Below are 25091 nucleotides of genomic sequence, written 5' to 3'. Positions count from 1 at the left end.
GCAGTTGATGAAGATTTTGGGGGTGACCACCATATTGGCCGGGCTGTCCGCGCCGGCCGTCACCTTTGCCGCCGAAGCGGCCGAGCAGGTCGCCGCCGATCCGGCTGCGGTCGCCGCTGCCGATGATGCCGGGGGCGGCCTCACCGAAATCGTCGTCACGGCGACGCGCAGCGCCCAGTCGATCCAGAAGGTGCCGATCTCCATGCAGGCGCTGGGCGCCGAGACGCTGGCGCAGCGGCAGGTCAAGGGCCTCAGCGATTTCGCGGCGCTGCTGCCATCCGTGTCGTTCGAAGGGATCGGGCCGGGCCGCAACACCGCCTTCTTCCGCGGCATCGTGCCGGCGGGCGGCGCCTATGCCTCTGTCGGCTATTATCTGGACGACATTCCGATCACCGGCACCGAAGTTCCCGATATCCATGCCTATGACATGGAGCGGGTCGAGGCGCTGGCCGGACCGCAGGGCACGCTTTATGGCGCGGGATCGCTGGCGGGTACGATCCGCCTGATCACCAACAAGCCCAATCTCGACAAGTTCGAATTCGGTTATGACGTCGAAGCCAATAAATATGGCAAGGGCGATTTCGGCGGCCAGATCGAATCCTACATCAACATTCCGCAGGGCGACACTATGGCGCTGCGTGTGATGGGCTATTATCGTCGCGATGGCGGCTATATCGACAACACGCCCAACAACGGCCTGCTCAACAATGGCAGCCCGGCCATCTATACGCTGGGCGACAATAATCCGAACACCAATTTCGCGCTCGACAATAGCGACATCGCGAAGGACGATTATAACACGATCAAGGAATTTGGCGGCCGTATCCAGATATTGTGGCAGCCGGCCGACGGTTGGGAGATCACGCCGCAATTCACCGGCCAGCGCCAGGTGTCCAAGGGCTATTTCGGCTATGATCCGCGCGTCGGCGACCTGGAAGTCCATGACTATGACCAGACCAAGAATGACGACCGATGGTATCAGGCGGCGCTGAGCATCCATGGCCATATCGGCGACTGGGACGTCGTGTCGGCCACCGGTTTCTTCAAGCGCCGGACCAAGACGCTCAACGACTATACCTATTATACCGTCACCTATGACGGTTTCGGCGCGGGCTATGAAAGCTATCTGCAATTTTTCGACAATTGCACCGGATCGGGCGCATCGCAGCAATGTTCGCTGATCGATCCGACCCAATATTATCACGCCGACACCCACCGCAACAAATTCACCCAGGAATTGCGCATCTCCACGCCCAAAGACTGGCCGTTCGACGTCACGGTTGGCGGATTCTATCAGCGGCAGAAGAACGAAACGAACACCTATTACGCCATTCGCGGGCTGGACACGATCACCGGCTATACTGCGACCGGTGGCGGCGATGTGGCGGGCGGCCTGATCGGCGTGCCGGCGATGTATGGCATCGCCTATGACGAGGATGGCAATCCCTTTTTCGACACGAGTGATGTGATCAACCCCAACGGTAATCCGCTGGGCACGATGTTGCTAGGCACGCAGGCGGTGAAGGGCGACGGCTTCTATATCACCGAACAGAACCAACTTTATCATGACAAGGCGATCTTCGCGGAAGGCCATTATAACATCACGCCGACGCTGAAGCTGACCGGCGGCATCCGCTATTTCTGGACGGATTATGCGGTCAAGGGCTTTGCGGGTGTGGCCGGTTCCGCCGCCAATACGATTACGTCCATCTATATCCCGACAGGCGAAATGGGCTGCCCGACGCCTTTGCCGGCCGAACGCCTGCAATGCCTCAACACTAACTTCCGGGCGGCGGACCAGACCGGACGGTATAAAGAGGATGGCGAAACGCATAAGGTCGCGCTCGACTGGCAGTTCCAGCCCGACAAGATGGTCTATGCCAACTATTCGACCGGCTTTCGCCCCGGCGGTTTCAACCGGCCGCTGCGCATCCGCAATTTCGGCCCGGTCGATGTGGCGCCATTCAAGTCGGAAACGCTCACCAATTTCGAACTGGGCGTCAAGACGACCTGGAACAATATTTTCCGTTTCAATGCCGCCATCTATTATGAAAAGTGGAATAATATCCAATATGGCGTTGTCGTGTCCGGGGCGCAGGGCGCGGGCATGACGGGCAATGCGGGCAAGGCAGAGGTCAAGGGCATCGAATATGATGCGGACCTGAAACTGGGCAAGGTGACGATCTCGACCTCCGGCGCTTATAATGATGGCAAGCTGAAGGGGAATTTCTGTAATTTTGCGCTGGACCGGACGACCTCGTCCATTTCCCAGCTGTCCAGTTGCACGTTGGGTGAGGATGTCCCTGAGTCCAGTCCGCCAACGCCGCAGGTCGCCGCGGCCAATGGCACCCGCCTGCCGCGCCAGCCCAAGTTCAAGGGTACGTCGTCGATCCGCTTCGACACATATATGGGCGATTACAGCGCCTATCTGCAGGGTGCGGCACTCTACCAGACCAGCGCGACGCAGGATCTGAACGTCGACAGCAATGCGCTGCTGGGCAATACCAAGGGTTTTGTCAGCTTCGACTTTTCCGGCGGGATCAAGAAGGACAATTGGAGCCTGACGCTGTTCCTGCAGAACGCCTTCGATAAGCGCGGGCAGTTGACGCGCAACACCTTCTGTTCGATCGACTTCTGTTCGGGATCGTCGCGCACCTTCACGATCAAGCCGCAGTTTTTCGGTATCCGCTTCGGCCAGAAATACTGACGGCCTGACCTTATCGACCAACGATGCGCCGCCGCCGAATCGCAGGATTCGGCGGCGGCGCTATTTGGGGAGGGCGATGAACCGGGTATCGCATCGGGCCAGCAGAAGGCGCAAATCCGCATCGGGTTCATCCACAATTCATCGAAGTTTTTGGCGGAATAGCGTGCTTTTGCATATGGCTCCATTCAACCGGCCGGATGCACGCCCGGTCATAATCACGTTGCCGAAACGGTCCGGGGCGGCCTCCAACGATCGGGTCATGTTGACTATCAGGAGAATAATATGTCGCCCTCTTTGACGAAAATAGGGGCCCTGACCGCGGTTCTGGCAGGCTCGATGGGCCTGACGGGCTGCGCCACCAAAGGGTTTGTGCGCGAACAGGTCGCCACCGTGAACCAGCGCGTCGATGCGCTCGATGCGAAATTGCAGACGACAGACGGCACCGCGCAGCAGGCGCTGGCGGAAGCCCGGTCCGCATCGGGTCAGTCGCAGCAGAACAGCCAGCGGCTCGACCAGTTGAACGGCCGCGTCGATGGCGTCGAACAGCGGATGCAGGAAGCCCAGCGCAAGCGCGCGCGCAACTGATAGGCTTCACAGATCGGGGGCGGCCTTGCCGCCCTGATCGCGATCGGGTCGGCGCTTCCCTTGGCGCCGGCCCTTTTTGCCGAACCCCTCTTCGAGGTTATCCCATGAAGTTTGCGATATTGCTGACGGTTGCGGCGCAGGGGCTGGTGGTGGCCGGGGCGGTCGAGGCGGCGGGAACCGGCAAGGTCGCTGCCCAAGCGCCTGCGACTGACGCGCCGGTGATCCTGTCGGATGGCGCCACGCGCGTCGCTGAGTGGGTCGCCACGGCGCAGGATAATCATGCGCTGCCCTATATCATCATCGATAAGCCGGGCGCTGCCGCCTATCTGTTCGACGCGAAGGGCAAGATGCTGGCCCATGCGCCGGTCCTGATCGGCATCGCGCCGGGGGACGATGCGACGCCGGGCATCGGAACCAAGAACCTGTCGGAGATCGGACCCGCGGAAAAGACGACGCCGGCAGGGCGTTTCCTGGCGAAATTCGGCGTGGCGGCGGGCAAGCAGCGGGTGTTGTGGGTGGATTATGCGACGTCGGTGGCGCTGCACACCATTCCGCCGGGCAATCCGAAGGACAAGCGCAAGGAACGGATGCTGTCCCCAGCGATCGACGATAACCGCATCACCTTCGGCTGCATCAACGTACCCAAAATCTTCTATAACCAGAGCGTCAGCCCGCGTTTTCGCAAGAAGGGCGGCTATGTCTATATCCTGCCCGACAGCAAGCCGCTGGAAGACGTGTTCCCGCGGCTCAGGGTGCAGCCCTTCCTCAATGCGGCGGCGGGCAGCGCCGATGCGGTTGCCGGGCAGTAAGAGGCCTAGAGCGGTTTGCGATCCGACTGCATCGGATCAACCGCTCCAGATTATTGGTTTTACGCGATTTCCGAGTCATCATATGAGTCCATCTGATTAGAAATCGCTCTAGCCTTTTTCGCCCGGATAGAGCAGCCGCAGCGAGGCGGGCGCCTTGCACTGGCGGATCGCGGCATCGACATGGCGGGCGCGTTCGGCCTTGAGCGCGGTGGTGGACAGGGGATGCAGCCGTTCGCGCGCGACTTCGTCGGCCGTGAAGGGCGCGGCGCCCGGTGGCGCGCTGGGGCCGCCCAAGCCGAAGACGACGAAATTCATCATGTCGGCGAGTTGCTGATTATCCTTGATCCGGCTGTGCGCGACATTGGGCAGGCGGATGAGATAGGCGCGGGCGGCCGGCGTGCAGAGGAACCAGCCAACCCGGCCGCGCAATTCGGGTAGCCGGGCAGGTGCAACGCTGCCGGACACGCCATGGCAGCCGGCGCAATGTTCGACATAGTCAGCGCGCGCCATCTCTGGGTCCGTGATCGCGGCGGGGAGCAGGCCGATGGGGGGGAGCGCGGCGCGCAGGCCGGTGGTGGCGCCGAGCAGGAGCAGGGCGGCAAGGATCAGTGGCTTTAGTCGTCCGTCGCGCAAGGCCATTATGCCTAGCTTGCCGCGCCCACCAGAACCGCGGTGGAGCAATGATAATCCATGCTGCTGGTGCCAAAGCACCAGATCACGTCATTGTTGAGCTGCGGCACGTACAATTGCGTTTCGCGATCGGTATTGTCGCACCCGCACTGGCCGCAGGCCGGCTTGCCGCAACAGTCGCGATAGGCGATGAGGTACGCCTTGCCGTCGTCCGGGTTGATGCAGGTGCCGACCCAGGAGACGGGCGAAGGCTCCGCGCCCGGCGGGCAGCTATGGATGCCGCCGCCGCAGCAGGTGCAGAGCGCGCCGTCGATCGCGCAATAGCGCCAATAGTCGCATTTGCTATCGTCCTTCGTCTGCGCGGTGCGGGCGAAGAAGGTCTTGGTTTCGGGCGAGCGATCGGGCTTGGCGGCCTCCGCGCGGCTGACCGGCAGCAGCGGGAAGACGGGGGCGGCGACCAGCGCTGCGCCCAGGCGGGAGAGCATCGAGCGGCGCGAACTGGCCCCGGCGAATTTGCGCAGCAATTTTTCGCCCATGCTGTCGGCGTTGAATTTTTTCATGACCTTGCCCCCATTTCTGCCGTCAGGCCGCCTGCGCCTTGAGCCCGCCTATATAATCCTGCACCGTGGCGATGCCCATTTCATGCGCGACCACCAAGCTTTCGAGATGTTCGCGGCTGTTGACCAGCCCCTTGGACAGGATCGCTCCTTCCTCGTCCAGCAGCACCGCGAAGGGCAGCTTGGCGACCTGATAGGCCTGGCCCACTTCCGGTCCATTGAGGAAGGCATGGCCCTCCAGCCCATGCTGCGCGATCATCGCGCGCTGGGCTGCAACATCGTCGTCGCCCACGAAGGTCAGCGCCACGCGCTCGGCGCGGGCGAAGCTGGTCGCCATCGGGATCACCGCCTTGCAGAGCGGGCATTGCGCCGACACGAACAGCAGCAGCCGCAACTTCACGCCATGGGCATGGCCGCCGACGCTGACCGACTGGCCATCGAGCGTGGTGGCCGGGACCGCGCCGATCGCGCCGCCGACCGCCGGGCCGCCACTGGTGGCCAGCGCGCCGGCGGGGGCCACGCGGATGTGCAGCACGCCGACCTGTCGCGCCAGCGCCAGCAGCGCGACGACAAGGCCGATAATGACGATCCAGGACAGGATCTGGGAGACGATCAGCGAGGTCAGCATGGTTATCTCCGATGGGCGGGCGACGCTGCGAGCGCGGCCAGCGACTGGAAGAGCAGGCAGAGGAGCGCGCTGGCGATGCCGGCGGCAACCGCCGTGGCCAGATCAATCGCGCCGAAGGCGGGCGGTGTGGGCAGGCGCAGCGCCAGAAATGCGGCTAGCGCGCCGTTGCGGATGACCAGCGGCCAGCCGATCGTGTGGCGCAGCGCGCCGTGGCCGCAGCCGCAATCGATATGGCCGCGCCCGCGCGCGATGTTGATCGCCATCGCGGCGGCGAACAGCAGCAGCAGCGCTATGCCCAGCAGTTGCGGCAATGGACGCAGGCCGACCAGCAACGCCGCGCCGGTGGCGACCTCCACCACGGGCAGCAGCCGCGCGGCGAGAACGATCAGCCGTCGGGGCAGCAGGCGATAATTGGCGATTACGCCGGGCAGCAGCGTGCGGTGGCGCCACTGGTCGATGCCCGCGACCAGGAAAAACAGGCCGACGCCGATCGAGGCGGCGAGGCCTGACAGGGCCGGCAACTGCTCCCCCAACATCATGGTCAGGACGGCTCCAGCACGGTGATGATGCCGCCGCCAGCCTTTTCGATCTTGTGCTTTTCCTCGCCGGTGGCGACGTCCATCACATGCACCTCGCCCTTTTCGCCGTTCATGTAGAGCAGCGGCTTGTCGGTCTGGGACACCTCGATATTGTTCATCGGCTCTTTGAGCACGAAGCGCTTGACCACCTTCTGCGCGGCGACATCGACCTGCCACACTTCGTCGCCCGACGCCTTGTGCGACCAATACTCGCCCTTGTGCATCAGCACGAACAACATGTCGGTCGCGCGGTGCAGCGCCATCGGCTGGCGGCCGCCCGGATACCAGTTGACGTCGAGCGGCTTGGCGTCGCCGACGCGGATTCCGGCCGCCGCCTGGATCGAGAAGGGCGCGGACACGGTCGGCGTCGCGCTGATTTTCGCGGTGTAGATCTGGCCGGTATAGGTCAGGAAAGTGGTCTGCTTCTTGATCCGGTCATAGGCGAAATTGTCGAAGATCGGATCGTCGCTCGCGGCGAAGAAGGGGGCCGTGTGGGTGATGTCCGCCTTCGTCCCCTTGATCGCCACGGTGGCGATCGATCCGTCGGAACAGAGCGCCGAGAAGCCGACGCCCGGATTGGGCATCAGGCTGGCGCAGCCGGGCAGTTCGATCGCGGTGATCAGCTTGCGCTTGGCCAGGTCGACGATATTCACACCCGACGTCGGGCTGAAATCATAGACATAACCGGTCTTGCCATCGTCGCTGATGATGAAATTATTCTTGCGCGATCCGATCAGCAGGCGACCCGGCATCGCGATTTCCGTGACCAGGTTCAGCGTCTTGCTGTCATAGACGGTGACCATGTCCTGCCGCGTGCCACGGTCGTTTTTCGACCAGATGGTTTCGGCGACATAATAATATTTGCCGGCCGGATCGATCGCCATGTCGGCGAGTCGCCGGGTTTCGACCATGCCCTTCATCTTGCCGCTTTCGCCGTCGAAGATGCTGGTGCCCGGCATGTCCCATCCGCCGTCGACAAAGAACCATGTCGGCTTGGGCGGATCGATGGTCAACGTATCGGATTCTTCGGGTTCGACCGAAGCCTTTGTATCGGCCGGTGCGGCCTGCGCCAAGGCGGCGCTGGCGAGCAGCGATCCGCAGAGGGCGGCGGCGAATATCCTGAAACTCGTCTTCGACATGCTGGCTGATCCCCCTGATCCCTGCTGCGCCGGGGACAAGGTTTGACAGCTGTCCAGATTTGGTCAAGGGGTGGAAATGACGTGGCGACAAATAAATGTTGCGGCGCAGCGTTTTGTTATCAGGCCAGTTCGGGTTCGCGGGCCGGAGCGAGAGCGGCGATGTCCGCCGATGTCGCGTTGCGGGCCAGCGCCACCAGCGACTGGACGGCGAGCGCGGTGAAGGCGGGCATCTTGTCGGCCCAGGGCTTGCCATGGCCCAGGAAGGGCGTGGCGCCCTCCATCGTCGCGCTGATGAACAGGGCGACGGTGCGGACGTCGTCGGGCGACAGCGCCGGGTTGATCGCGGCGACATGGTCGCCGATCACGCCATGGACCCGATCGTAGAAAGCCTTGACCCGTTCGGCGACGAAGGGGTTGTGATTCGCCAGCGCCCATAATTCGGTGAACAAATGGGTGGTCCGCTTCGACCCGATATCGTCGAGGCACAGGATGATGACCAGCTTCAGCCGCTCTTCCGCGGTCAGGCCAGGCTTATGCACGACGGCGTCGAGCAACTTGCCATAGCTGTCGACCAGCTCGTCCAGAAGCACCTGGATCAGCATTTCCTTGCGGGGAAAATGATAGCTGACATTGCCCACCTTCATGTCGCAGCGCGCGGCGATGCGGCGGATGGTGAAGGCATCCGCCCCTTCGTCGATCAGCACGTCCATCGCCGCCTTGAGTATGGCGTCGACCGTTTCGGTGCCGCGAGCATAAATGCCGGGACGGGAAGGGGGGCGTAACTGCGTCATTTAACTTATTTCGGGATGTATCATCCCTTTCCTGTGCTGACCAGAGAAGATGGACCGGCCATGGAGGGTTTGGCCCGGTGCTTCGTCCTTTACTCTTCAAACAATTTAAATTCCGCCAGACGGGTCGCCTTGCCATTTGGCTGTGTAAAGAGAAGGCGGATCTTGCTGGTGCGCAGCCGCGGCCAGCGGGCGTCGGTGACGCCATTGGCGACCGGGCTGCCCCTGGGCGTTGCTATATCGCGCCAGTCGCCATCGACCCAGGCCTGGAGCCGGTAGCTTTGGGGAACCGCGAAACCCTTCCCGTCGGCGAAGAAAGCGAGTTCGGCGCGGACGAGGGCGACCGGATTGCCCAGGTCGATGGCATACCATTGAGCGGCCGGGGACGACGCCGACGACCAGCCGTTCGGCAGTTCTGGGAAGAACCATGTCCGCCCGTCGATCGCGTCGTGGATATTTTCGGCGTCGCTGTTGCTGGAGGCCGACCCGATCGGGAACTGGCCGCGCACCAGTTGCACCGCGCGGTTGATCGGGCGGGCGATGGCCGGGGTGGCGGCGCGCGCGACCGGGATTTCGACGCGGCCCAGCCTGTCGCGGCGGGCGACTTCCTTGCCATCCACTTCGATCGACAGGCCCTTGCCACGTTTGTAATGGCTGCCGTTGTCGTCCCATGTCACCGCGATCTTGTGGCCATGATAGGGCACGTCCTGCACCCGGAACCAGGCGAGGGCCTGACTGTCGGCCGCATCGGGCAGCAGCGGGTTCACCTCCAGCATATCGTCGGCGCGGGGGCGGATGCCGACCAGGCCAGTCAGGATCAGGTCATTGAAGCCGGAATGGAAATAATGGTGGCTGCGGTCGAGGCCGACGATCGGCTTGCCGGTTTCGGGGTGGTAATCCTCCTCGATGTCGAGGCGGCTTCCCTGATAGTGAAGCGCGGCATATTGGCGCAGCAGGCGCATATAGGCGCTGCGGGTGATGGGGCCAGTCGCCCTGGCATGGTCCAGCAGGTTGGCCATGCCGTGCAGTATCTGCGTGGTCTGATAGGGCCAGACCGGGCCGTTCCATTGGCATTCCGGGGCGGCGCCCAGGTAGCGATATTGCTGCATATAATATTCGTAGCTGGCCTCTACCGTGCGCATCCCCGCCTTGCCGGCGAGCGAGGCGGGGTCGAGCAGATGCGCCCAGGCGGCGGCATAGTGCGCGTCGTCGGGCACCAGGTCGAACATCCAGGGGAGGTAGCCGACCAGCTCGCGGTTGCGGATCGGTTGCCAGTAGTTGACATGCTCATTCTTGCGCGACTGGTGGCGGTCGATGAAATGGGTGAGTTTCTCGCTCCACAGGTCGGCCAGCACGCGTTTTTGCAGGGCGTCGGCGCGGGCGGCGTAGTCGGCGGCCATGGCCGTGTGGCCCGCCATCGTCGCCATTTTGGTCAGCGCGCGGGCATTCGCGAACATATAGCTGTTCACGGAAGGGCGGAAGGCGTCGCCGCCCCTGAACCCGTCCTTGCCGCCCGATGCGTCGATCGAGGAGACGGTATATTCGGTCGCATCGAGCAGCGGTTCGACGAAATAGAGTCCCTTGTCGAAGTCGTATTTGTCGTCCCAGAGGCGATAGATGTGGTTCATGACGGGCAGATGTTCGATCGCATCCGCGCGGTCGCCGTCTACGAGGAAGCGGCCCCAGACGCTGTCGGCCATATGATCGGTGAAGTGGCGATCATTGCCGCCGCTGCGATACATGAAATTGATATAATCGTCGGCGAAGCGCCGGTCGTTCAGCCAGCGGCCTTCGCCGATATGGAAGCCGCTGGCGTCGTTCAGGCTGGCATAGGGATGGCGTTGCCAATCGACATCGTCGGCAAATTCGGTGGTGATATAGCCGTCTGCGCCCAGATCGCGCTGATGCGCGCGAAAGACCTGCCAGCGATAATAATAGACCGCGTCGATCGCCGGGTCAGCCGATTCGAAGAAGGGGATGCGGTCCCGATACCAGGGCGCGTCATTGCCGAAGCGCTGGGCGGTGATGGCGGCCACGTCCATCGCGGGTTGCGGCGGCACTGCGCCGTTCCCGATGATCGCGGCCCCGGCCAGCAGCAGCATCTTCATGGCGCGCATCGCATCCTCCCTATCATCCACAAACAAATATGGCGGCCGTATCGGGACTGGAGAGAGTCCCGATACGGCCGCCAATCATGGGACGCGGCGAGGAGACGCCGCATCCCATGGGGCGCTTAGTCGAACTTGAAACGGACACCCAGAGCGAAGGTGCGGTCGATCAGCAGCGTGCTGGAGTTGAACTCGGTCGGGTTGCCGACATCGCCGAACTTGTAATAATCCTGCTGCTTCGCCTTGGTGATGTTTACGGCGTCGAAAGTGATGCCGATATCTTCGGTCAGGTTCAAGGTAAGCTGGAAGTCCAGGCTCTTTTCTGGGGCGCGCCACACGCCGATCGGGTTCGCAAAAGCGCGGGCTGCGTTGCCCTGAAGGAAACCCTTGCGCCATATATAGGACAGACGAGCACCGACCGGGCCTTTGTCGTAAGCAAGCGTGGCATTGTAGGACAGTTTCGACACGCCGAAGAAGGCGGACTTTGTCGTGCCCGTAATTTCGCCTTCATTGTTGACGACCGGAATGGTCTGTTCGGAATCCAGGATCGTCGCGCTGCCGGTAAAGCCCAGACCATCCAAGAAACGGGGCAGGTAGGACGGGAAGTAGGTCAGCCCCAGTTCCAGGCCCTTCAGCGTGCCGTTGGAAGCGTTGGCCGGACGGGTGATGTTGAAAAATTCGGTATAGGTTTCATTGCGCGGCAGATAGTTGTTCGGGACGAACTCCCGCACAGTCAGCGGTACGACCAAGCCGTTGATCTTACGCTGGAAGGCGGTGGCGTAGATGGCGCTGTTGCGTTCGAAATACCATTCGATCGCCAGGTCCATATTTTTCGAATGGGTGGCCCGCAGGTTGGCATTGCCCGCGGAGCCGGTGCCGAATCCGATGCGCGACAGATCGCCCGTCAGCGACAGGTTCGGGTTGAGGTCGCCAAAGGCCGGACGGCGCAGGACTTCGCCATAGTTGAAGCGGATGCGCAGATTGTCGGTGATATTGTAGCGCGCGGTAAACGACGGCAGGAATTTCTCCGAGCCGGTCGACACGGTGGTCTGCGCGAAATTGTTACCGCGGTCGAAATAGTCGTAGAGGGTGTCGATCGCCACGAAGCGCACGCCGCCCTGCAACTGGAGCGGCCGGCCGAAGATTTCCAGCTCGCCATCGGCCAGTATATAGGCGGCCAGATTGCTTTCGTTGATGCTGAACACGCGGCCGAAGGTCAACTGGTCCGACAGCAGCAGGCCGGGTGCGACAGCACGGTAGAGCTGACGCACGGCGTCCTTATTCATGCTGCGCGGGTCCGCCAGCACCCAACTGGTCGGGATATCGGCGCGGCCGTCGAAGAAGCCGGTATTGGTGAAGGGGCTGCCTTCGCCGAAGGCGTCTAGCGTACTGCCCAGGCCACCGGCGCCCTGATCGCGGACATAGCTGTCGGCATCGCGGTTGTCGTAGCGGAAGCCCGCCTTGATGCGGCGCAGGAAGCCTTCGTCCCACTTATATTCGCCGTCCAGCATCATGGTCAGCGCGCTTCCGGCCGTTTTAGTGCCGCTGTCGAACAGGTTGCCCACGGTCCACTTGCTGGCGTCGGTCAACACTTCCTGATTGCCGAAGCTGTAGGCGGGCAGGCCGCCGCCGGCGTTGAAATCGACATTCAGGTCGAGCGGGCCGCGATCGGTGCGGATGGCGAAGAAAGAGGTTTCGTTCTTGCTGTCCTGATAGGCGACGTCCGCCACGATCTTGCCGTTGCTGCCCACGTCCCACTTGGCGTTCAGAGCATAGACATAGCTGTCGGTGCGGTTGGTCGCCATGTCGCCACTGTTGAAGCCCGCGACCGAACCCATCTGGCGCGACTTGATGATGTTCGTGCCTTCATACAGTTCGAAGCTGTTGGCGACGTCCGCAGGCAGGTCGCCCCACCAGTCGGCGAAGCTGAAGTGCAGGCTGTTGAAGCTTTCTCCGCGGAAGCCGGTGTAGAAGACTTCGGCGGTGTAGACCGAGCTGTCATTGGGCGCCCACTGGAGCGCGGCGTTGATCGAGGGCCGCTCGCGCTTGCCATAGACGTCGGACGCGATGATCGCGTCACGAGACAGATAATAGGGCGTGTCGACGCCATTGATGTTCAATGTCGAACCCGGCGCGGTCGGTAGGCCCGCGTCGAGGCCGGGCGTCCAGTTTTCGTTCGTGGCGCCGGGGAAGATGCGCTGCAGCGGCGTAAGACCCGAACCGGCGGTCGGATTTTCCGTCGCGAACGGCACCATGGCGCCGGCCTGGAGATTCTGATTGCGGAACTGGGCCTTGGTATAGCTGGCGTTGACCAGGAAGCCGATGTCGCCGATGCCGGTTTCCCAGCGGTTGCTGACGAGCAGCGCCACGTTGGGATTCGCCTTGTCCGCCAGTTCCGAATAGATGCCGCGCGCCAGGCCCGAAATGGTGAAGCCTTCGAAATCGAGCGGACGACGGGTCTGGACGTCGATCTGACCAGCGAGACCGCTTTCCAGTTGGTCGGCCGAGCGGGTCTTGTAGACGTCGACCTGCTTCACGAGGTTCGCGGAAATATCCTGCAACGCGAAAGACGTGCCCGCGGCGGTGAAGATGTTGCGGCCGTTGAGCGTGGTCAGCGGATCAGTCAGGCCGCGGATAGAGATGGTGGCGGCTTCGCCACCCGCCCGATCGGTGACCTGAATGCCGGTGACGCGCTGGAGCGCTTCGACGACATTGTTGTCGGGCAGCTTGCCGACGTCTTCCGATACGATCGAATCGACGATCTGGGTCGAATTTTTGCGGACGTTCAATGCGCCGACGATCGAGGCGCGGACGCCAGTGACGACGATGTCGGCGGCTTCGTCATCGGCCGCCGGCGGCGCGACGGAAGCTGGGGCGGTCTGGGCGTGGGCGGCGCCCGCCAGCATCAGCGCGAACATGGACGCGGAACCCAGTGCAATCGGCTTGATAGCCATTTCAAAATCCTCCCCTGGCGCTGGCCATCGGCCATGCATGAATTACTCTGACTAATTATTGCTCCGACAAATGAATCGCAAGCGGAATTTTGCAGTTCATTGCAGGGAAATTTCAGGGATGTGATATTATTGCCGCACAGCAGGGTTGCGCGGTTTTCCGGTATGTTTCCGTAAGGGTATGAATTGAAAAAGGGCGCCTCGCTTGTCGCGGGGCGCCCTTGGGCCATTGAATAGTCAGACTTATGCTGTCAGTCGATATGCCACCAAGCGCTCGAATCCCGGCTGGCGACCAGCGTCAACCCGGCTTCGGACAGGCCTATGGCCTTGCCCGGCACCGCGATGGATACGAAGCGAGCGGCGTGGAGAGCCTTCTCGTCGAAGCGGACGAACTGGCTGCGCAGATTGAAATCAGCGCTCTTGCTGTCGGGTTGCAGGGTCAGCGATCCATCCTGGCCCGCGACCAGATAATGATCGGGCATCAATATGGGGGATAGCATGATGCTGCGGGCGCCGGCGCGGCCGGGCAGTTGGCGGAATTGGGTTTGCGCCAGCGACGGGTTGCCCGCGATCAGTTTCGTGCCGTCATGCGCCATCAGCCGCGTCGGGTCGGTGGACGAAATGAAGCGTTCGGGCAGGGGTCCATTGCCCACCGGCACGCCGAAATCGGGCGCGCCGTCAGCGGTGTAGTAAAGGCGCTGGACACGGGTGTGGCGGTCCGGGTTGAACAGCGGATCGCCCTGGATCGCTTCATAATCGCGGCCATGATAGACCAGGATGTCGCGGCCCTGTTCATCCACGGTGAAGCTGTTGTGGCCGGGGCCATAGACGCTGGTGGCCGTGTTGGTGACGAATACTGGCTGGGGCGACTTGGCCCAGCTTTTGGCATCCAGCAGGTCCGCATTTTCGTCGGCCGTCAGCATCCCCAGGCAATAGCGCGCATCGGTGGCGCTGGCCGAATAGGTCATGAACAGGCGGCCGTTGCGGTGCAGGATGGCCGGGGCCTCGGCCACCTTGTAGCCGCGAATTTCCCAGTCGAGTGTCGGCACGGTCAGGCGGGTGACCTGACTGCCCAGCTTCAGCGGGGATTCCAGCTTGGCGATATAAAGGTTGCTGTTCGTTTCGATTCCCGGCTCGCGCTGCGCCCAGGCGAAATAGCGCACGCCCTTGTGGACGAAGCTGGTCGAATCGAGGTTGAAGCTGTCCCAGGGCGTTTCCAGTTCGCCCAGCAGGCTCCACTTGCCGGTCATCGGATCGGCGCCGTCGCAGATGACGGCATAGGTGCGGATGCGGAACACATCGTCGCCACCACCGCTGGGGCCGGCGGCGAAATACATGATCCACCGGCCGTCGATCTGGTGCAGTTCGGGCGCCCAGATGAAGCCGGAACGCGGTCCGTTCGCCTCGTGCCGCCACAGCACGGCTTCGGTCGCGGTGGTCAGGCCAGCGATCGTCTTTGACCGGCGTAGCACCAGCCGGTCATATTCGGGCACGGAGCCGGTCAGATAATAATAGCCGTCGTCGTGCCGGAACACCTGGGCGTCGGCGCGCTGCTTGACGAGCGGGTTGATCGGGCCGGGCGCGGTCGCCGGGGGCGATGCGGCGCGGGCGACGCCGGACGCGGCGGAGAGGGCGGCGGCGGTGCCGATGAAACCGCGGCGGGATAGGGCTAGGGACATCAGTGTCTCTCCGAAGGTGTTAGTCGGACTAATGGATTAATAGTGGACTTGCGGCCAGCCATCGGCACCCCAGGTGACGGGGGCGATGCGCAGGGTGGGGGCACCGTTCGCCTGTTTGTCATAGGCGTGGTAGACGACATAGTCTTCGCCGTCCTTGTCGTGGAGCCAGCCCGCATGGCCGGGACCGCGGAATCGCTGCTGTTCCTGCAGATCGGCACGCAGGAAGATGGTGCCGCCGCCTTCCATCAGGGGGCTGCCATCCTTGCCCAGATAGGGGCCGGTGATCGCCTTCGATCGCCCCATGACGGTATAATAAGTGCTGTTCACGCCCTTGCAGCAATAGTCGTAGCTGACCATCAGCCAATAATAGCCGCCATGGTCGATGATGAACGGCGCTTCGACCGGAGCAGGGCCGCCTGCGGGGGCGGGGCGGCGGGCGATACTGACCGGCTTGGCCTTCGCATCCTTGGGCTTGCCGGTCTTCGGGTCCAGTGCGAACAGCTTGATGCCGGTCCAGAAACTGCCCAGCGACAGCCAGTGGCGGCCTTCCCGGTCGATGATGAAATTGGGGTCGATGGCGTTATAGTCGTCGTCCTTGGTGGACAGGACGACCAGCCCTTCGTCGCGCCAGCCGTAATTTTTCGCCTTCGGGTCCAGCGTCGGGCTGGTGGCGAGGCCGATGGCGGAGCGGTTCGATCCGAAGGTCGAGACGGAGTAATAGAGCCGATAGCGGCCGTTGACATAGGAAATGTCGGGCGCCCACATGCCGTCGCTGCCGGGGATCGCTTCCTTCGCCCAGGCAGGCAGCGCGGTGAAGATCGGATCGCCCGCGGTCCAGTGGATCAGGTCCGGCGAGGTGCGCGTCTCGATCAGCCGTTTGCCATGGCCGGTGCTGAACACATGATAGATATCGCCTTCGCGGGCGATGACCGGATCATGGGTGGGCACGAGGTCGCCGGTCAGGCGGCTGCCCAGCGTGGGCGCGGCGGGCTGCGCCGCCGCTTGCGCGCAGATGGGACCGGTCAGGAGGGCGAGGCCCAGCAATGTCACAAGCGTCTGCCGCTTCATGCGGGCCTCTCCATTCATCATCGCATCCAGGGGATTGGAGCGGGCGATGATTCCACCCGCCGCCCGCTCCAAACAGGTTATTGCAGTTCCAGCACCACCACCGATTTGGCCGGCAGCGTCACGGTCAGCGTGCCGCCGCTGACTTGCGCGCCGGTGAAGGCGACGGGCTTGACGGTTTCGGGCGCATCGAACGTGTTGTGGGCGTTCATTGCGCCGGCGGTCAGGATACGGCCGGTGACGCTGGCGGCATTCAGGCCGCCGAGCTTGACCGTGACCGTATTGGCCTGATTGGGATCGAGGTTGGACAGGCCGACATGGAGCTTGCCATCCTTGCCACGCACCGCAGAGCCGCTGACGGCCGGCATCACGAACTGGTCCTTATTATACCAGGGCGTGTCGATGCTGATCGGCAGCACCGTCGCGTCCTGCCACGGCTTGTACATTTCGAAGACATGATAGGTGGGGGTCAGCACCATCTTCTTGCCGTCGGTCAGGATCATCGCCTGGAGGACGTTCACCATCTGCGCGATCGCGCTCATCTTCACCCGATCGGCATGACGCGCGAAGATGTCGAGATGGATCGACGCCACCAGCGCGTCGCGCATCGTGTTCTGCTGGCGCAGGAAACCGGGATGGGTGCCAGGATCCTGGGCATACCAGGTGCCCCATTCGTCCACCGCCAGGAAGATGCGCTTGGCCGGGTCATACTTGTCCATGATGGCGGTGTGCTTGGTGATCAGTTCATCCATGTGCACGGCCTTGGACAGGGTGTCGGCCCAGAGCGTCTCGTCGAAATTAACCGGATCGGCCTTGGGTGGCCAGCCGCCCTGGGGCAGGGTGTAATAATGGAGCGAAACGCCATCGAGCTGCGCGCCGGCTTCCCGCATCATCACTTCGGTCCAGTTGTAATCGTCGACATTGGCGCCCGCCGCGATCTTCAATATCTTGGTGCCGCTCGGCGCCTTGATGAAGGTGGCGTAGCGACGCGTGACGTCGGCGGCATATTCGGCGCGCATGTTGCCGCCGCAGCCCCACAGTTCGTTGCCCACGCCGAAATAGGGCACGGCCCAGGGTTCCTTATGGCCGTTCCTGGCGCGTTCGTCGGCCAGCGTGCCGGCGGGCGAGGTCATATATTCGACCCATTCGGCCATTTCCTGCGGCGTGCCGTTGCCGACATTGCCCGCGACATAGGCTTCCGCGCCGATCTGACGGATCAGTTCGAAAAATTCATGGGTGCCCACGGTGTTGGGTTCGGTCACGCCGCCCCAATGGGTGTTGATCTTGACCGGGCGCTTGGCTTTGCCGCCAATGCCTTCACGCCAATGATATTCGTCGGCGAAGCAGCCGCCGGGCCAGCGCACGACGGGAACCGATAGATTCTTAAGCGCCGCAATCACGTCGTTGCGGAAACCGTTGGTGTTGGGGATCGACTTGTCGTTGCCGACCCACAGGCCACCATAGATGCCGTTGCCCAGATGTTCGGCGAACTGGGTGAAGATGCGCCTGTCATAGACCGGGCCGGGCTTGGCGGCGTCGATCGTAGCGGTCGTGGGCTTGCCGCCGGTGTCGGCGCTGGCGGGCTGCCAAACCAAGGCGCTGGCGCAGAACAGCAGCGCGCTGGCGGTGCGGCGCAGGGTTTTTGTCATGTCCGTCCTCTCCTGTTGATATCAGTCGTGAAATGCTTGCGTGGTCTGGCGGGTGCCGCGCAGGAAGGCGTCGGCGACCAGCCGCAGCGGGCTGGTGTCGACATCCGACCGGCCGCCCCGGATCAGCGTGGCGAAACGGGCGTAGAGGCCGGCATATTCGACATCCTCGCCATGTTCGGTGCCGCTGGGCAGGGTCAGTACCGCACCGCCATGGGCGAGTTTGAGCGCACCCGCGTCGGTGTCTACGACGATGTCCCAGCTTTGCGGGCCGGTCTGACGCCAGTCGAGATCCATATGGATCGCCGCGCCCGCGGTATCGCGAAAGCTGAGGTCCGCGGCGATCGGCGCGGCGCGATTTTCCGGCAGCACCAGCGTCGCGTCCTTCAGGAAGAAGGGACGCGGCAAGATATGGGTGACGATCGACAGCGCGTTGATGCCGGGATCGAAGACGCCGAGGCCGCCGGGCTGCCAGATCCAGGCCTGGCCCGGATGCCAGACGCGGACATCCTCGCGCCAGACGATCGATACCTTCTCGATCTTGCGCTCGGCTAGCCAGGCGCGCGCCGGGGCGACCCCGGCGGCGAAGCGGCTGTGCCAGGCGGCGAACAGGCTGACCCCGACCTTGTCGGCCTGGACCTTGAGCGCCTCCACCTCTGCCAGAGTCGCGCCGGGCGGCTTTTCCAGGAAGAGGTGGACGCCCTTCGTCAGCGCCTGCGTCGCCAGATCGTAGCGGACCTGGGGCGGTGTACAGAGCGCGATCGCGTCCACCGCCGGCCCCTGCGCCAGCAGATCGTCCAGGCTGGCATGATGCGGCACGCCATCGAGGCCCGCGTCGTGCGGGCTGACGGTGGCGGCCAGGCTGAAGGCGCTGTTGCCCCGGATCGCGGGCACATGCTGATCGCGCGCGATCTTGCCTATGCCCACGATCGCGATACGGATCGGGTCCATGTCGACGGGTTCAGAGCTGCTGGACGGCGACCTGAACGGGCGCGGCGCGCTTCAGCGGGTTGCGCACCGGCAGGGTGAAGGGGGCAGCGAGGATTTCGAACACATCGCCTTCCTGCGGTACGATGCCGTCGCTGAAGGACAGGGTCGCCGTGCCGAAGAAATGGACATGCACGTCGCCCGCGCGGCGGAACAGGTCATATTTGAAATGATGATGTTCCAGATTGGCGAAACTGTGCGACATATTGCCTTCGCCCGACAGGAACGGCTTTTCCCAGATCACTTCGCCATCGCGCAGGATGCGGCTCGACCCTTCGATATGGTCCGGCGGGGTGCCGACCAGCAGTTCCGGGCCGAGCGCGGCCTGGCGCAGCTTGGAGTGGGCGAGCCACAGATAGTTATGACGCTCGGTCACATGGTCGCTGAACTCGTTGGCGAGCGCGAGGCCGAGGCGATAGGGGGTGCCGTCTTCGCCGATGATGTAGACGCCGGCGATTTCCGGCTCCTCGCCGCCATCCTGGGCGAAGGCGGGCATGACCAGCGGATCGGTGGGACCAACGAGCTGCGACCCGTCGCCCTTGTAGAACCATTCGGGCTGCTGGCCCGCGACGCCGGGGGCGGGCTTGCCGCCTTCCAGGCCTTCCAGGAACATGCGCATCGAATCGGTCTGCTTTTCGGCGGCGGCGGCTTCGCGGTGCATCTTGTCGCGGCCTTCGGCGGAACCGAGATGGGTAAGGCCGGTGCCGGTCAGTTGCACATGCGCACCATCGTCATGATCGATGGGGGCGAGCAGGCGGTTCGCTTCGAATTCGGCGGCGATATCGACGGCGGCACCCCGGCCGGCAGCCTCGACCGCGGCGGCGAGGCTGATCTTCTGCGCGATCGCATGGAGCGCCAGCGCGCGGATCGTGGCAAAGCCCGGCACGACATAAGCAGCGTCGCCCTGCGCGGCGATGACCGTCCGCTCGCCACTGTCCGAACGATGCTGCAACAGGCGCAATGTCATGAAAACTCTCCTCCCGCGCGCCTGGAAACGGCGCTCAATCCAAATCACAAGCCTCTTGCCGCGCGCCTGAACATCGTCCGGTCGAACGAGGCGGCGGCGGTGAATCTGCTAATTACTCCGACATATTACAGGATGATGGTAATGGCAATGCTTGTATTATAGGGACGGATGTGCCTGATTGGGGAAAGGCGAGAGGAGCGGAAATGGTGAAGGAAAATCCGTCTTTGCACAGTGATGAGACGGAAAACGGCGGCGGAGCTAAGGCGGTTCGGGGTCCGGGACGGCGGTTGCACGGCGCGATCGCGCACAAGCTGGGCATGGCGATCTTGTCCGGCCAATATCAGCCGGGCGACGTGCTGTCGGGCGAAGTTGCTTTCGCCGAAGAATTGGAAGTGTCGCGCAGCGCCTATCGCGAAGCGATCCAGGTGCTGACAGCCAAGGGGCTGGTCGAAAGCAGGCCCAAGGCGGGCACCCGTGTCCTGCCGCGCAACCGCTGGAACCTGCTCGACCCCGAAGTGCTGGCCTGGGCCTTTGCCGGCGAGCCGGACATCCAGTTCGTGCGCGACCTGTTCGAACTGCGCGCCATCGTCGAGCCGGCCGCCGCGCGGCTGGCGGCGCAGCGCCGTGACAAGGAGGATCTGCGGATCATGAAGGACGCGCTTGCCGCGATGCGCCGCCACACGCTGGCGACCGAGGCGGGGCGGGCGGCTGACCGCGATTTCCACAATGCGATCCTGCACGCGACGCGCAACGACGCGCTGCTGGTGCTGACCGCCAGCATCGGCGCGGCGGTGAACTGGACGACGCAATATAAACAGCGCGCCCGCGCTTTGCCGCGCAACCCGATTCCCGACCATGTCCGCGTCTATGACGCGATCGCCGCGGGCGATCCCGCGGCCGCGGCGGAGGCGATGGGCGTGCTGGTCGATCTGGCGCTGGAGGATACGGCGAGCGCGATGGAGCGATGAAAAAAAGAGGTTTGCCAAAATAAAAAGGCCGGAGCGGATATGCCGCTCCGGCCCTTTTTGCCATCCGAAGTGCGACCCTCGGCCCGTTATGCTTCGACCTGCTGGTCCGGCAGCGCATTGGTCGTCTTCGACCCCCAGAGCGCATAGAAGAGGATGTAGAGTTCGCAGATCGCGGTCAGCAGGAAGCTGGTCTGCAGGCCGTAATGGTCCGCCAGCCAGCCCTGCACCACGACCAGCGCGCCGCCGGCGATCGCCATGATGAGCAGGCCCGAACCTTCTTCGGTCAGCGGGCCAAGCCCTTTAATGCCGAGCGTGAAGATGGTCGGGAACATGATCGAATGGAACAGGCCGACCAGGATCAGCGACCACATGGCGACCGGGCCGGTGGTGAAGACCGTGACCAGCATCACGATGAACGCGCCGATCGAGAAGGCGGCGAGGACATGGCCCGCGTCGAACTTCTGCATGATCGCAGACCCCGCGAACCGGCCGATCATCATGCCGCCCCACAGGAAGGTGAGGTAGCGGCCCGCCTGCTCATGGGTCAGGTTGGCGATGTCGGGCTGGCTGACGAAGTTGACGAACAGGTTGGCGACGCCGATTTCGGCGATCAGGTAGATGAAGATCGCCGGGATGCCGAACACCAGGTTGCGGTGGTTCCAGAGCGAATGTTTCTTGCGCTCTTCCTTGTTGTGGCGCTGCGTCGCATTGCCCATGGCGGGCAAGGGAAAGCGGGCGATGACGATGGCCAGCACCGCCAGCACGACCGCCACGATCACATAGGGCAGGATCACCGACTGGGCGTCGGCCAGCCGTTCCGCCTGGGTCAGGACGACGTCGCCCTGCGCCGTGCCGCCCTTGGACCGGCCCAGAATCAGATAGGCGCCGAACAGCGGCGCCAGCATCGTGCCGGCCGAGTTCATCGCCTGCACCAGATTGAGCCGCGACGAGGCGGTTTCGGGCTTGCCGACGATCGCGACATAGGGGTTGGCCGCGACCTGCAGCAGGGTGATGCCGCTGGCGATGACGAACAGCATGACCAGGGTTACGCCATAGGAGGGGATCGACGCTGCGACCGTCATGCCCAGCGCGCCGGCCGCCATGATGAGCAGGCCGATGACCAGCGACTTCTGGTAACCGACCCGTTCGATCAGCTTGGCTGAGGGAATCGACGCCACGAAATAGGCGATGAACCAGACCGATTCGATCAGGGTCGTCTGGGTGTAGCTCAGCTCGAACACGCTGCGCAGATGCGGCAGCAGCGTGTTGTTGATGACGGTGATGAAGCCCCACATGAAGAAGAGGCTGGCCAGCAACGCCAGCGCGGGGCCGTAGCGCGTGCCGGGATTGTGCGTCGCGGTTACGCCCGCGCCTGATGAGATCGGTCCTGCCATTCATCCTTCTCCACTGCAGTTCCAGCAGCGGGCCGCCCGATCAAGGGTTGCGCCCGCTTATTTTGTCGGAGTATATCTCCCTCAACCGCCCGTCAATGGGCGCAGCTACTGGGAGGAAGTCCATGCGAAAGGTCGTCGATTTGAAAACAGCGTTGTCACCCGCTGTCGGTCTGTATGCGCTGGCGCTCACGCTCGCAAGCGGCACGGCGCTCGCCGCCGACGCCAGCCGCGCGCCGGCTGGCACCGCCAATGGCGCGGCGGTCGAGGCGATCACGCTGAAGAATGGCGCGGGTGTCTCCGCGACGATCCTGACCTACGGCGCGACGCTTCAGTCGCTGTCCGGTCCCGGCAAGGATGGTCAGATCGCCGACGTGCTGCTCGGCTATGACGACCTTAAGGGCTATGTCGATTTCCCCAATTATTTCGGCGTGACCGTCGGCCGCTATGCGAACCGTATCGCGGGCGGCAAATTCAGCCTCGACGGCAAGGCCTATCAGTTGCCGCTCAACGACAAGGTCAACACGCTGCACGGCGGCGGCAAGGGCTTCGACAAGCAGGTGTGGAAGGTCGTGTCGCTCAAGAGCGGCCCCAAGGCCAGCCTGGTGCTGGGCCTGACCAGCCCGGACGGCGATTCGGGCTATCCCGGCAAACTGGACGTGACCGTCACCTATACGCTGGATGAAAGCGGCAACCTCGGCATCGCCTTCGACGCGAAGACCGACAAGCCCACCATCGTCAACATGACCAACCACGCCATCTTCAATCTTCAGGGCGAAGGGTCGCCCGACGGCGCGATGGGCCATATGCTGACGATCCCGGCGAAGGCCTATACGCCGGTCGACGCCAACCTGATCCCCACCGGCGCATTGAAGCCGGTCGAAGGCGGTGTGTTCGATTTCCGTGCGCCCCGCCGCGTCGCCGACGGCCTGCGCGACGGTCGCGATGCGCAGATCATCGCCGGTCGCGGCTACGACCATAATTTCGCGCTGGACAAGGGGCTGACGAAGAAGCCCGAACTGGCCGCGCGGCTGGAAGACCCGGTGTCGGGTCGCGTGCTGGACGTGCTGACGACCGAACCGGGCGTGCAATTCTATGCCGGCAATTTCCTGGATGGCACCCTCATCGGCAAGGGCAGCCATGTCTATCGCATGGGTGACGGCATCGCGCTGGAGCCGCAGAAATTCCCCGATGCGCCTAACCAGCCCGGTTTCGTGTCGGCGCGCGTCGATCCCGGCAAGCCCTATCATCATGAGATGGTCTATCGCCTGTCGGTGGTGCGCTGATGCCGGAGTGGCGGCTGATCGACCGCGCCGTCGCGGACAGTTTGGGGGAGGGGACGCTCTGGTCGGCGCGCGATAACGCCGTCTACTGGGTCGATATCCTCGCGCCAGCGCTCAACCGCTTGTCGCTGGAGAGCGGCGCGGTCGATCGGTTCGCCATGCCCGAACCGCTGGGCTGGGTGGCGGAGCGGGAGGCTGGCGGCTTCATCGGCGGCTTCCAAAGCGGCTTTGCCGAAATCAGCCTCGATCCGCTGGCCGTCACGCCGTTCGGCGACCCGGAACCGCATTTCCCCGGCAACCGGATGAATGACGGCAAAGCGGATGCGCAGGGCCATATCTGGTGCGGCACGATGGAGATGGCGGAGGCGCATGACCGTGGCGCGCTCTACCGGCTCGCGCCGGATCGTAGCTGGACTGTGGTGGACAGCGACTATCGCGTGCCCAATGGCCCCGCTTTCTCGCCCTGCGGGACATGGCTCTATCATAGCGATACGGCCAAGCAGCAGATGTACCGCTTTCGCCGGACCGAGCATGGCGCGACCGGGCGGGAACCTTTCATCCGGTTCGGCGATGCGGATGGCTATCCCGACGGCATGACCGTGGATGCGGACGGCCATATCTGGGTCGCCCATTGGGGCGGTAGCCGAATCAGCCGTTTCACGCCCGAAGGCAGGCTGGACCGCGCCATCGCCCTGCCGGCGCGGCAGGTGACCAACATCACTTTCGCCGGGCCAAATCTCGACCGCATGTTCGTCAGCTCGGCGACCGTGGGGCTGGACGATCCGACCGAATATGATGGCGGGTTCTTCGAGGTGGAGAGCGGTGCGCGCGGCCTGCCGACCAACCTGTACGCAGGTTGATTATGGCCCATTGGCGCTGAGTGGGGCGTGCCCGTCAGATGATGGCCGCGCCTTTTCCGTTTTTACCGATCAAAGTCGGTTGCGTCGCGCGCGCTTATCCTCTAGAGCGCCAGGACAGCGTTGTCATGGCCTCTCCAACGTCGGGCGACGCTGCGATCCCGGACGGCCTCTTGATGAACTGCACGCATCATTGGCCGTCCGGGGCGATTTCCCCCTCTGCTTCCCATCGTTCGCATATCGGTCAATGGCCATGCCATCGGGACGCGACGCCGATCGGCTTCCATAGGTCCGGACCCAGCAGCGATAGCGCCACGCCCAAGCTGGCGCTAAGGAAACAAGCGGCAGCCAGCAGCAACTGCGTCGGCGTGATCGCACTGGACTGACGGACGAGCGCGCGCAGTTCCGCGCCCTGCGGCGCGAGGCTGGCGATCAGCGCGAGGCCCAGCAACCGCAGGCCGATCTGCGCGGCGGGGCGGGGATGCCAATTGACCATGAGCCATGCGCCTCCGTCATCGGGAAGGCGCTTTATCTATCGGTCGACGTAGAGGGTTTCGAGAGCGGGAAAAGCCGGGCGGCGTAGAAATAGCGTAGAAATGGACGGCTATTTCCGCCGCCAACGCCGGAACAGCGACACGCCCAGTACGCCGCCGCCCACCACCGCCGCGATCGCGCCGCCCGCCGACGCCAGCGCCCAGGCGCCGGCCGCCAGCAGGCCCGTCAGGAAATCGACGATGATGAGCGTGAGATGGATCATGTCAGGGACAA

General features: G+C 63.5%; 22 protein-coding genes. 6 read left to right on the top strand and 16 right to left on the bottom strand.

Going from position 1 to position 25091, the window contains the following annotated elements; translation table 11 throughout:
- Positions 1-7: 7 nt before the first annotated feature.
- From V473_RS13475 to V473_RS13465, 3 genes are all read left to right on the top strand, one after another.
- Positions 8-2707: a TonB-dependent receptor gene (locus tag V473_RS13475; RefSeq protein ID WP_066607393.1), complete on the top strand. Its 2700-nt coding sequence runs from the start codon at positions 8-10 to the stop codon at positions 2705-2707.
- Positions 2708-2989: 282 nt separating this feature from the next.
- Positions 2990-3292 carry a hypothetical protein gene (locus tag V473_RS13470; protein WP_066605919.1) on the top strand — a complete coding sequence of 101 codons (303 nt, stop codon included), beginning with the start codon at positions 2990-2992 and terminating at the stop codon, positions 3290-3292.
- Positions 3293-3396: 104 nt separating this feature from the next.
- Positions 3397-4101 (top strand): hypothetical protein, encoded by a 705-nt coding sequence (locus tag V473_RS13465; protein WP_066605917.1) that lies wholly within the window; start codon positions 3397-3399, stop codon positions 4099-4101.
- 108 nt (positions 4102-4209) lie between these two features.
- Here V473_RS13465 and V473_RS13460 read toward each other — a convergent pair whose 3' ends face one another.
- The 13 genes from V473_RS13460 to araD1 all read right to left on the bottom strand — a co-directional run bounded on the left by V473_RS13460 (position 4210) and on the right by araD1 (position 19824).
- Positions 4210-4740: a cytochrome C gene (locus V473_RS13460; RefSeq protein ID WP_066605914.1), complete on the bottom strand. Its 531-nt coding sequence runs from the start codon at positions 4738-4740 to the stop codon at positions 4210-4212.
- A 5-nt stretch (positions 4741-4745) separates the two neighbouring features.
- Positions 4746-5291, bottom strand: a complete 546-nt coding sequence (gene mauA, locus V473_RS13455; protein ID WP_066605911.1) for a methylamine dehydrogenase (amicyanin) small subunit — start codon at positions 5289-5291, stop codon at positions 4746-4748.
- A gap of 22 nt (positions 5292-5313) precedes the next feature.
- Positions 5314-5916 carry a thioredoxin domain-containing protein gene (locus V473_RS13450; RefSeq protein ID WP_066605908.1) on the bottom strand — a complete coding sequence of 201 codons (603 nt, stop codon included), beginning with the start codon at positions 5914-5916 and terminating at the stop codon, positions 5314-5316.
- 2 nt (positions 5917-5918) lie between these two features.
- A complete protein-coding gene (locus tag V473_RS13445) occupies positions 5919-6455 on the bottom strand; it encodes a MauE/DoxX family redox-associated membrane protein (RefSeq protein WP_066605906.1) in 537 nt (178 codons plus the stop codon).
- Positions 6456-6457: 2 nt separating this feature from the next.
- A complete protein-coding gene (locus tag V473_RS13440) occupies positions 6458-7633 on the bottom strand; it encodes an amine dehydrogenase large subunit (protein WP_148648396.1) in 1176 nt (391 codons plus the stop codon).
- Positions 7634-7752: 119 nt separating this feature from the next.
- Positions 7753-8424, bottom strand: a complete 672-nt coding sequence (locus V473_RS13435; RefSeq protein ID WP_066605903.1) for a TetR/AcrR family transcriptional regulator — start codon at positions 8422-8424, stop codon at positions 7753-7755.
- Between the two features lie 89 nt (positions 8425-8513).
- Positions 8514-10538 (bottom strand): MGH1-like glycoside hydrolase domain-containing protein, encoded by a 2025-nt coding sequence (locus V473_RS13430; protein ID WP_066605900.1) that lies wholly within the window; start codon positions 10536-10538, stop codon positions 8514-8516.
- Between the two features lie 116 nt (positions 10539-10654).
- Positions 10655-13483 carry a TonB-dependent receptor gene (locus V473_RS13425; RefSeq protein WP_066605898.1) on the bottom strand — a complete coding sequence of 943 codons (2829 nt, stop codon included), beginning with the start codon at positions 13481-13483 and terminating at the stop codon, positions 10655-10657.
- 248 nt (positions 13484-13731) lie between these two features.
- Complete coding sequence (locus V473_RS13420) at positions 13732-15159, bottom strand: glycoside hydrolase family 43 protein (RefSeq protein WP_066605894.1); 1428 nt, start codon at positions 15157-15159, stop codon at positions 13732-13734.
- A 36-nt stretch (positions 15160-15195) separates the two neighbouring features.
- A complete protein-coding gene (locus tag V473_RS13415) occupies positions 15196-16227 on the bottom strand; it encodes an arabinan endo-1,5-alpha-L-arabinosidase (protein ID WP_066607381.1) in 1032 nt (343 codons plus the stop codon).
- Positions 16228-16304: 77 nt separating this feature from the next.
- Positions 16305-17873, bottom strand: a complete 1569-nt coding sequence (locus V473_RS13410; RefSeq protein ID WP_066605891.1) for an alpha-N-arabinofuranosidase — start codon at positions 17871-17873, stop codon at positions 16305-16307.
- A 21-nt stretch (positions 17874-17894) separates the two neighbouring features.
- The gene (locus tag V473_RS13405; RefSeq protein ID WP_066605888.1) at positions 17895-18821 is read right to left on the bottom strand and encodes a Gfo/Idh/MocA family protein; all 927 of its coding nucleotides are present in this window, start codon (positions 18819-18821) and stop codon (positions 17895-17897) included.
- A gap of 10 nt (positions 18822-18831) precedes the next feature.
- Positions 18832-19824 (bottom strand): AraD1 family protein, encoded by a 993-nt coding sequence (gene araD1, locus V473_RS13400; RefSeq protein WP_066605885.1) that lies wholly within the window; start codon positions 19822-19824, stop codon positions 18832-18834.
- A 203-nt stretch (positions 19825-20027) separates the two neighbouring features.
- On the opposite strand from araD1, the gene V473_RS13395 reads away from it, so the two are divergent.
- Positions 20028-20792 (top strand): FadR/GntR family transcriptional regulator, encoded by a 765-nt coding sequence (locus V473_RS13395; RefSeq protein WP_066605882.1) that lies wholly within the window; start codon positions 20028-20030, stop codon positions 20790-20792.
- A gap of 86 nt (positions 20793-20878) precedes the next feature.
- Here the strand turns inward: V473_RS13395 and V473_RS13390 are convergent, their stop codons facing one another.
- Entirely contained in the window at positions 20879-22186 is a 1308-nt protein-coding gene (locus tag V473_RS13390; RefSeq protein ID WP_066605879.1) for a sugar MFS transporter, read from the bottom strand.
- A gap of 122 nt (positions 22187-22308) precedes the next feature.
- Here V473_RS13390 and V473_RS13385 point away from each other — a divergent pair, with 122 nt between their 5' ends.
- Together V473_RS13385 and V473_RS13380 are read left to right on the top strand one after the other, a co-directional pair.
- Complete coding sequence (locus V473_RS13385; protein ID WP_066605876.1) at positions 22309-23469, top strand: aldose epimerase family protein; 1161 nt, start codon at positions 22309-22311, stop codon at positions 23467-23469.
- Positions 23469-24326, top strand: a complete 858-nt coding sequence (locus V473_RS13380) for an SMP-30/gluconolactonase/LRE family protein (protein WP_066605873.1) — start codon at positions 23469-23471, stop codon at positions 24324-24326. The genes V473_RS13385 and V473_RS13380 overlap by 1 nt, the downstream gene beginning before the upstream one ends.
- 241 nt (positions 24327-24567) lie before the next feature.
- Here V473_RS13380 and V473_RS13375 read toward each other — a convergent pair whose 3' ends face one another.
- Entirely contained in the window at positions 24568-24819 is a 252-nt protein-coding gene (locus tag V473_RS13375; RefSeq protein ID WP_066605870.1) for a hypothetical protein, read from the bottom strand.
- A 108-nt stretch (positions 24820-24927) separates the two neighbouring features.
- A complete protein-coding gene (locus tag V473_RS24105) occupies positions 24928-25080 on the bottom strand; it encodes a hypothetical protein (RefSeq protein ID WP_165363574.1) in 153 nt (50 codons plus the stop codon).
- Between the last annotated feature and the right edge of the window lie 11 nt (positions 25081-25091).

Source organism: Sphingobium cupriresistens LL01, assembly GCF_001046645.1.
GTDB classification, from domain to species: Bacteria; Pseudomonadota; Alphaproteobacteria; order Sphingomonadales; family Sphingomonadaceae; genus Sphingobium; species Sphingobium cupriresistens.
Note: the sequence above shows the minus strand (reverse complement) of the source record. Positions and strands in the feature narration are given on the sequence as shown.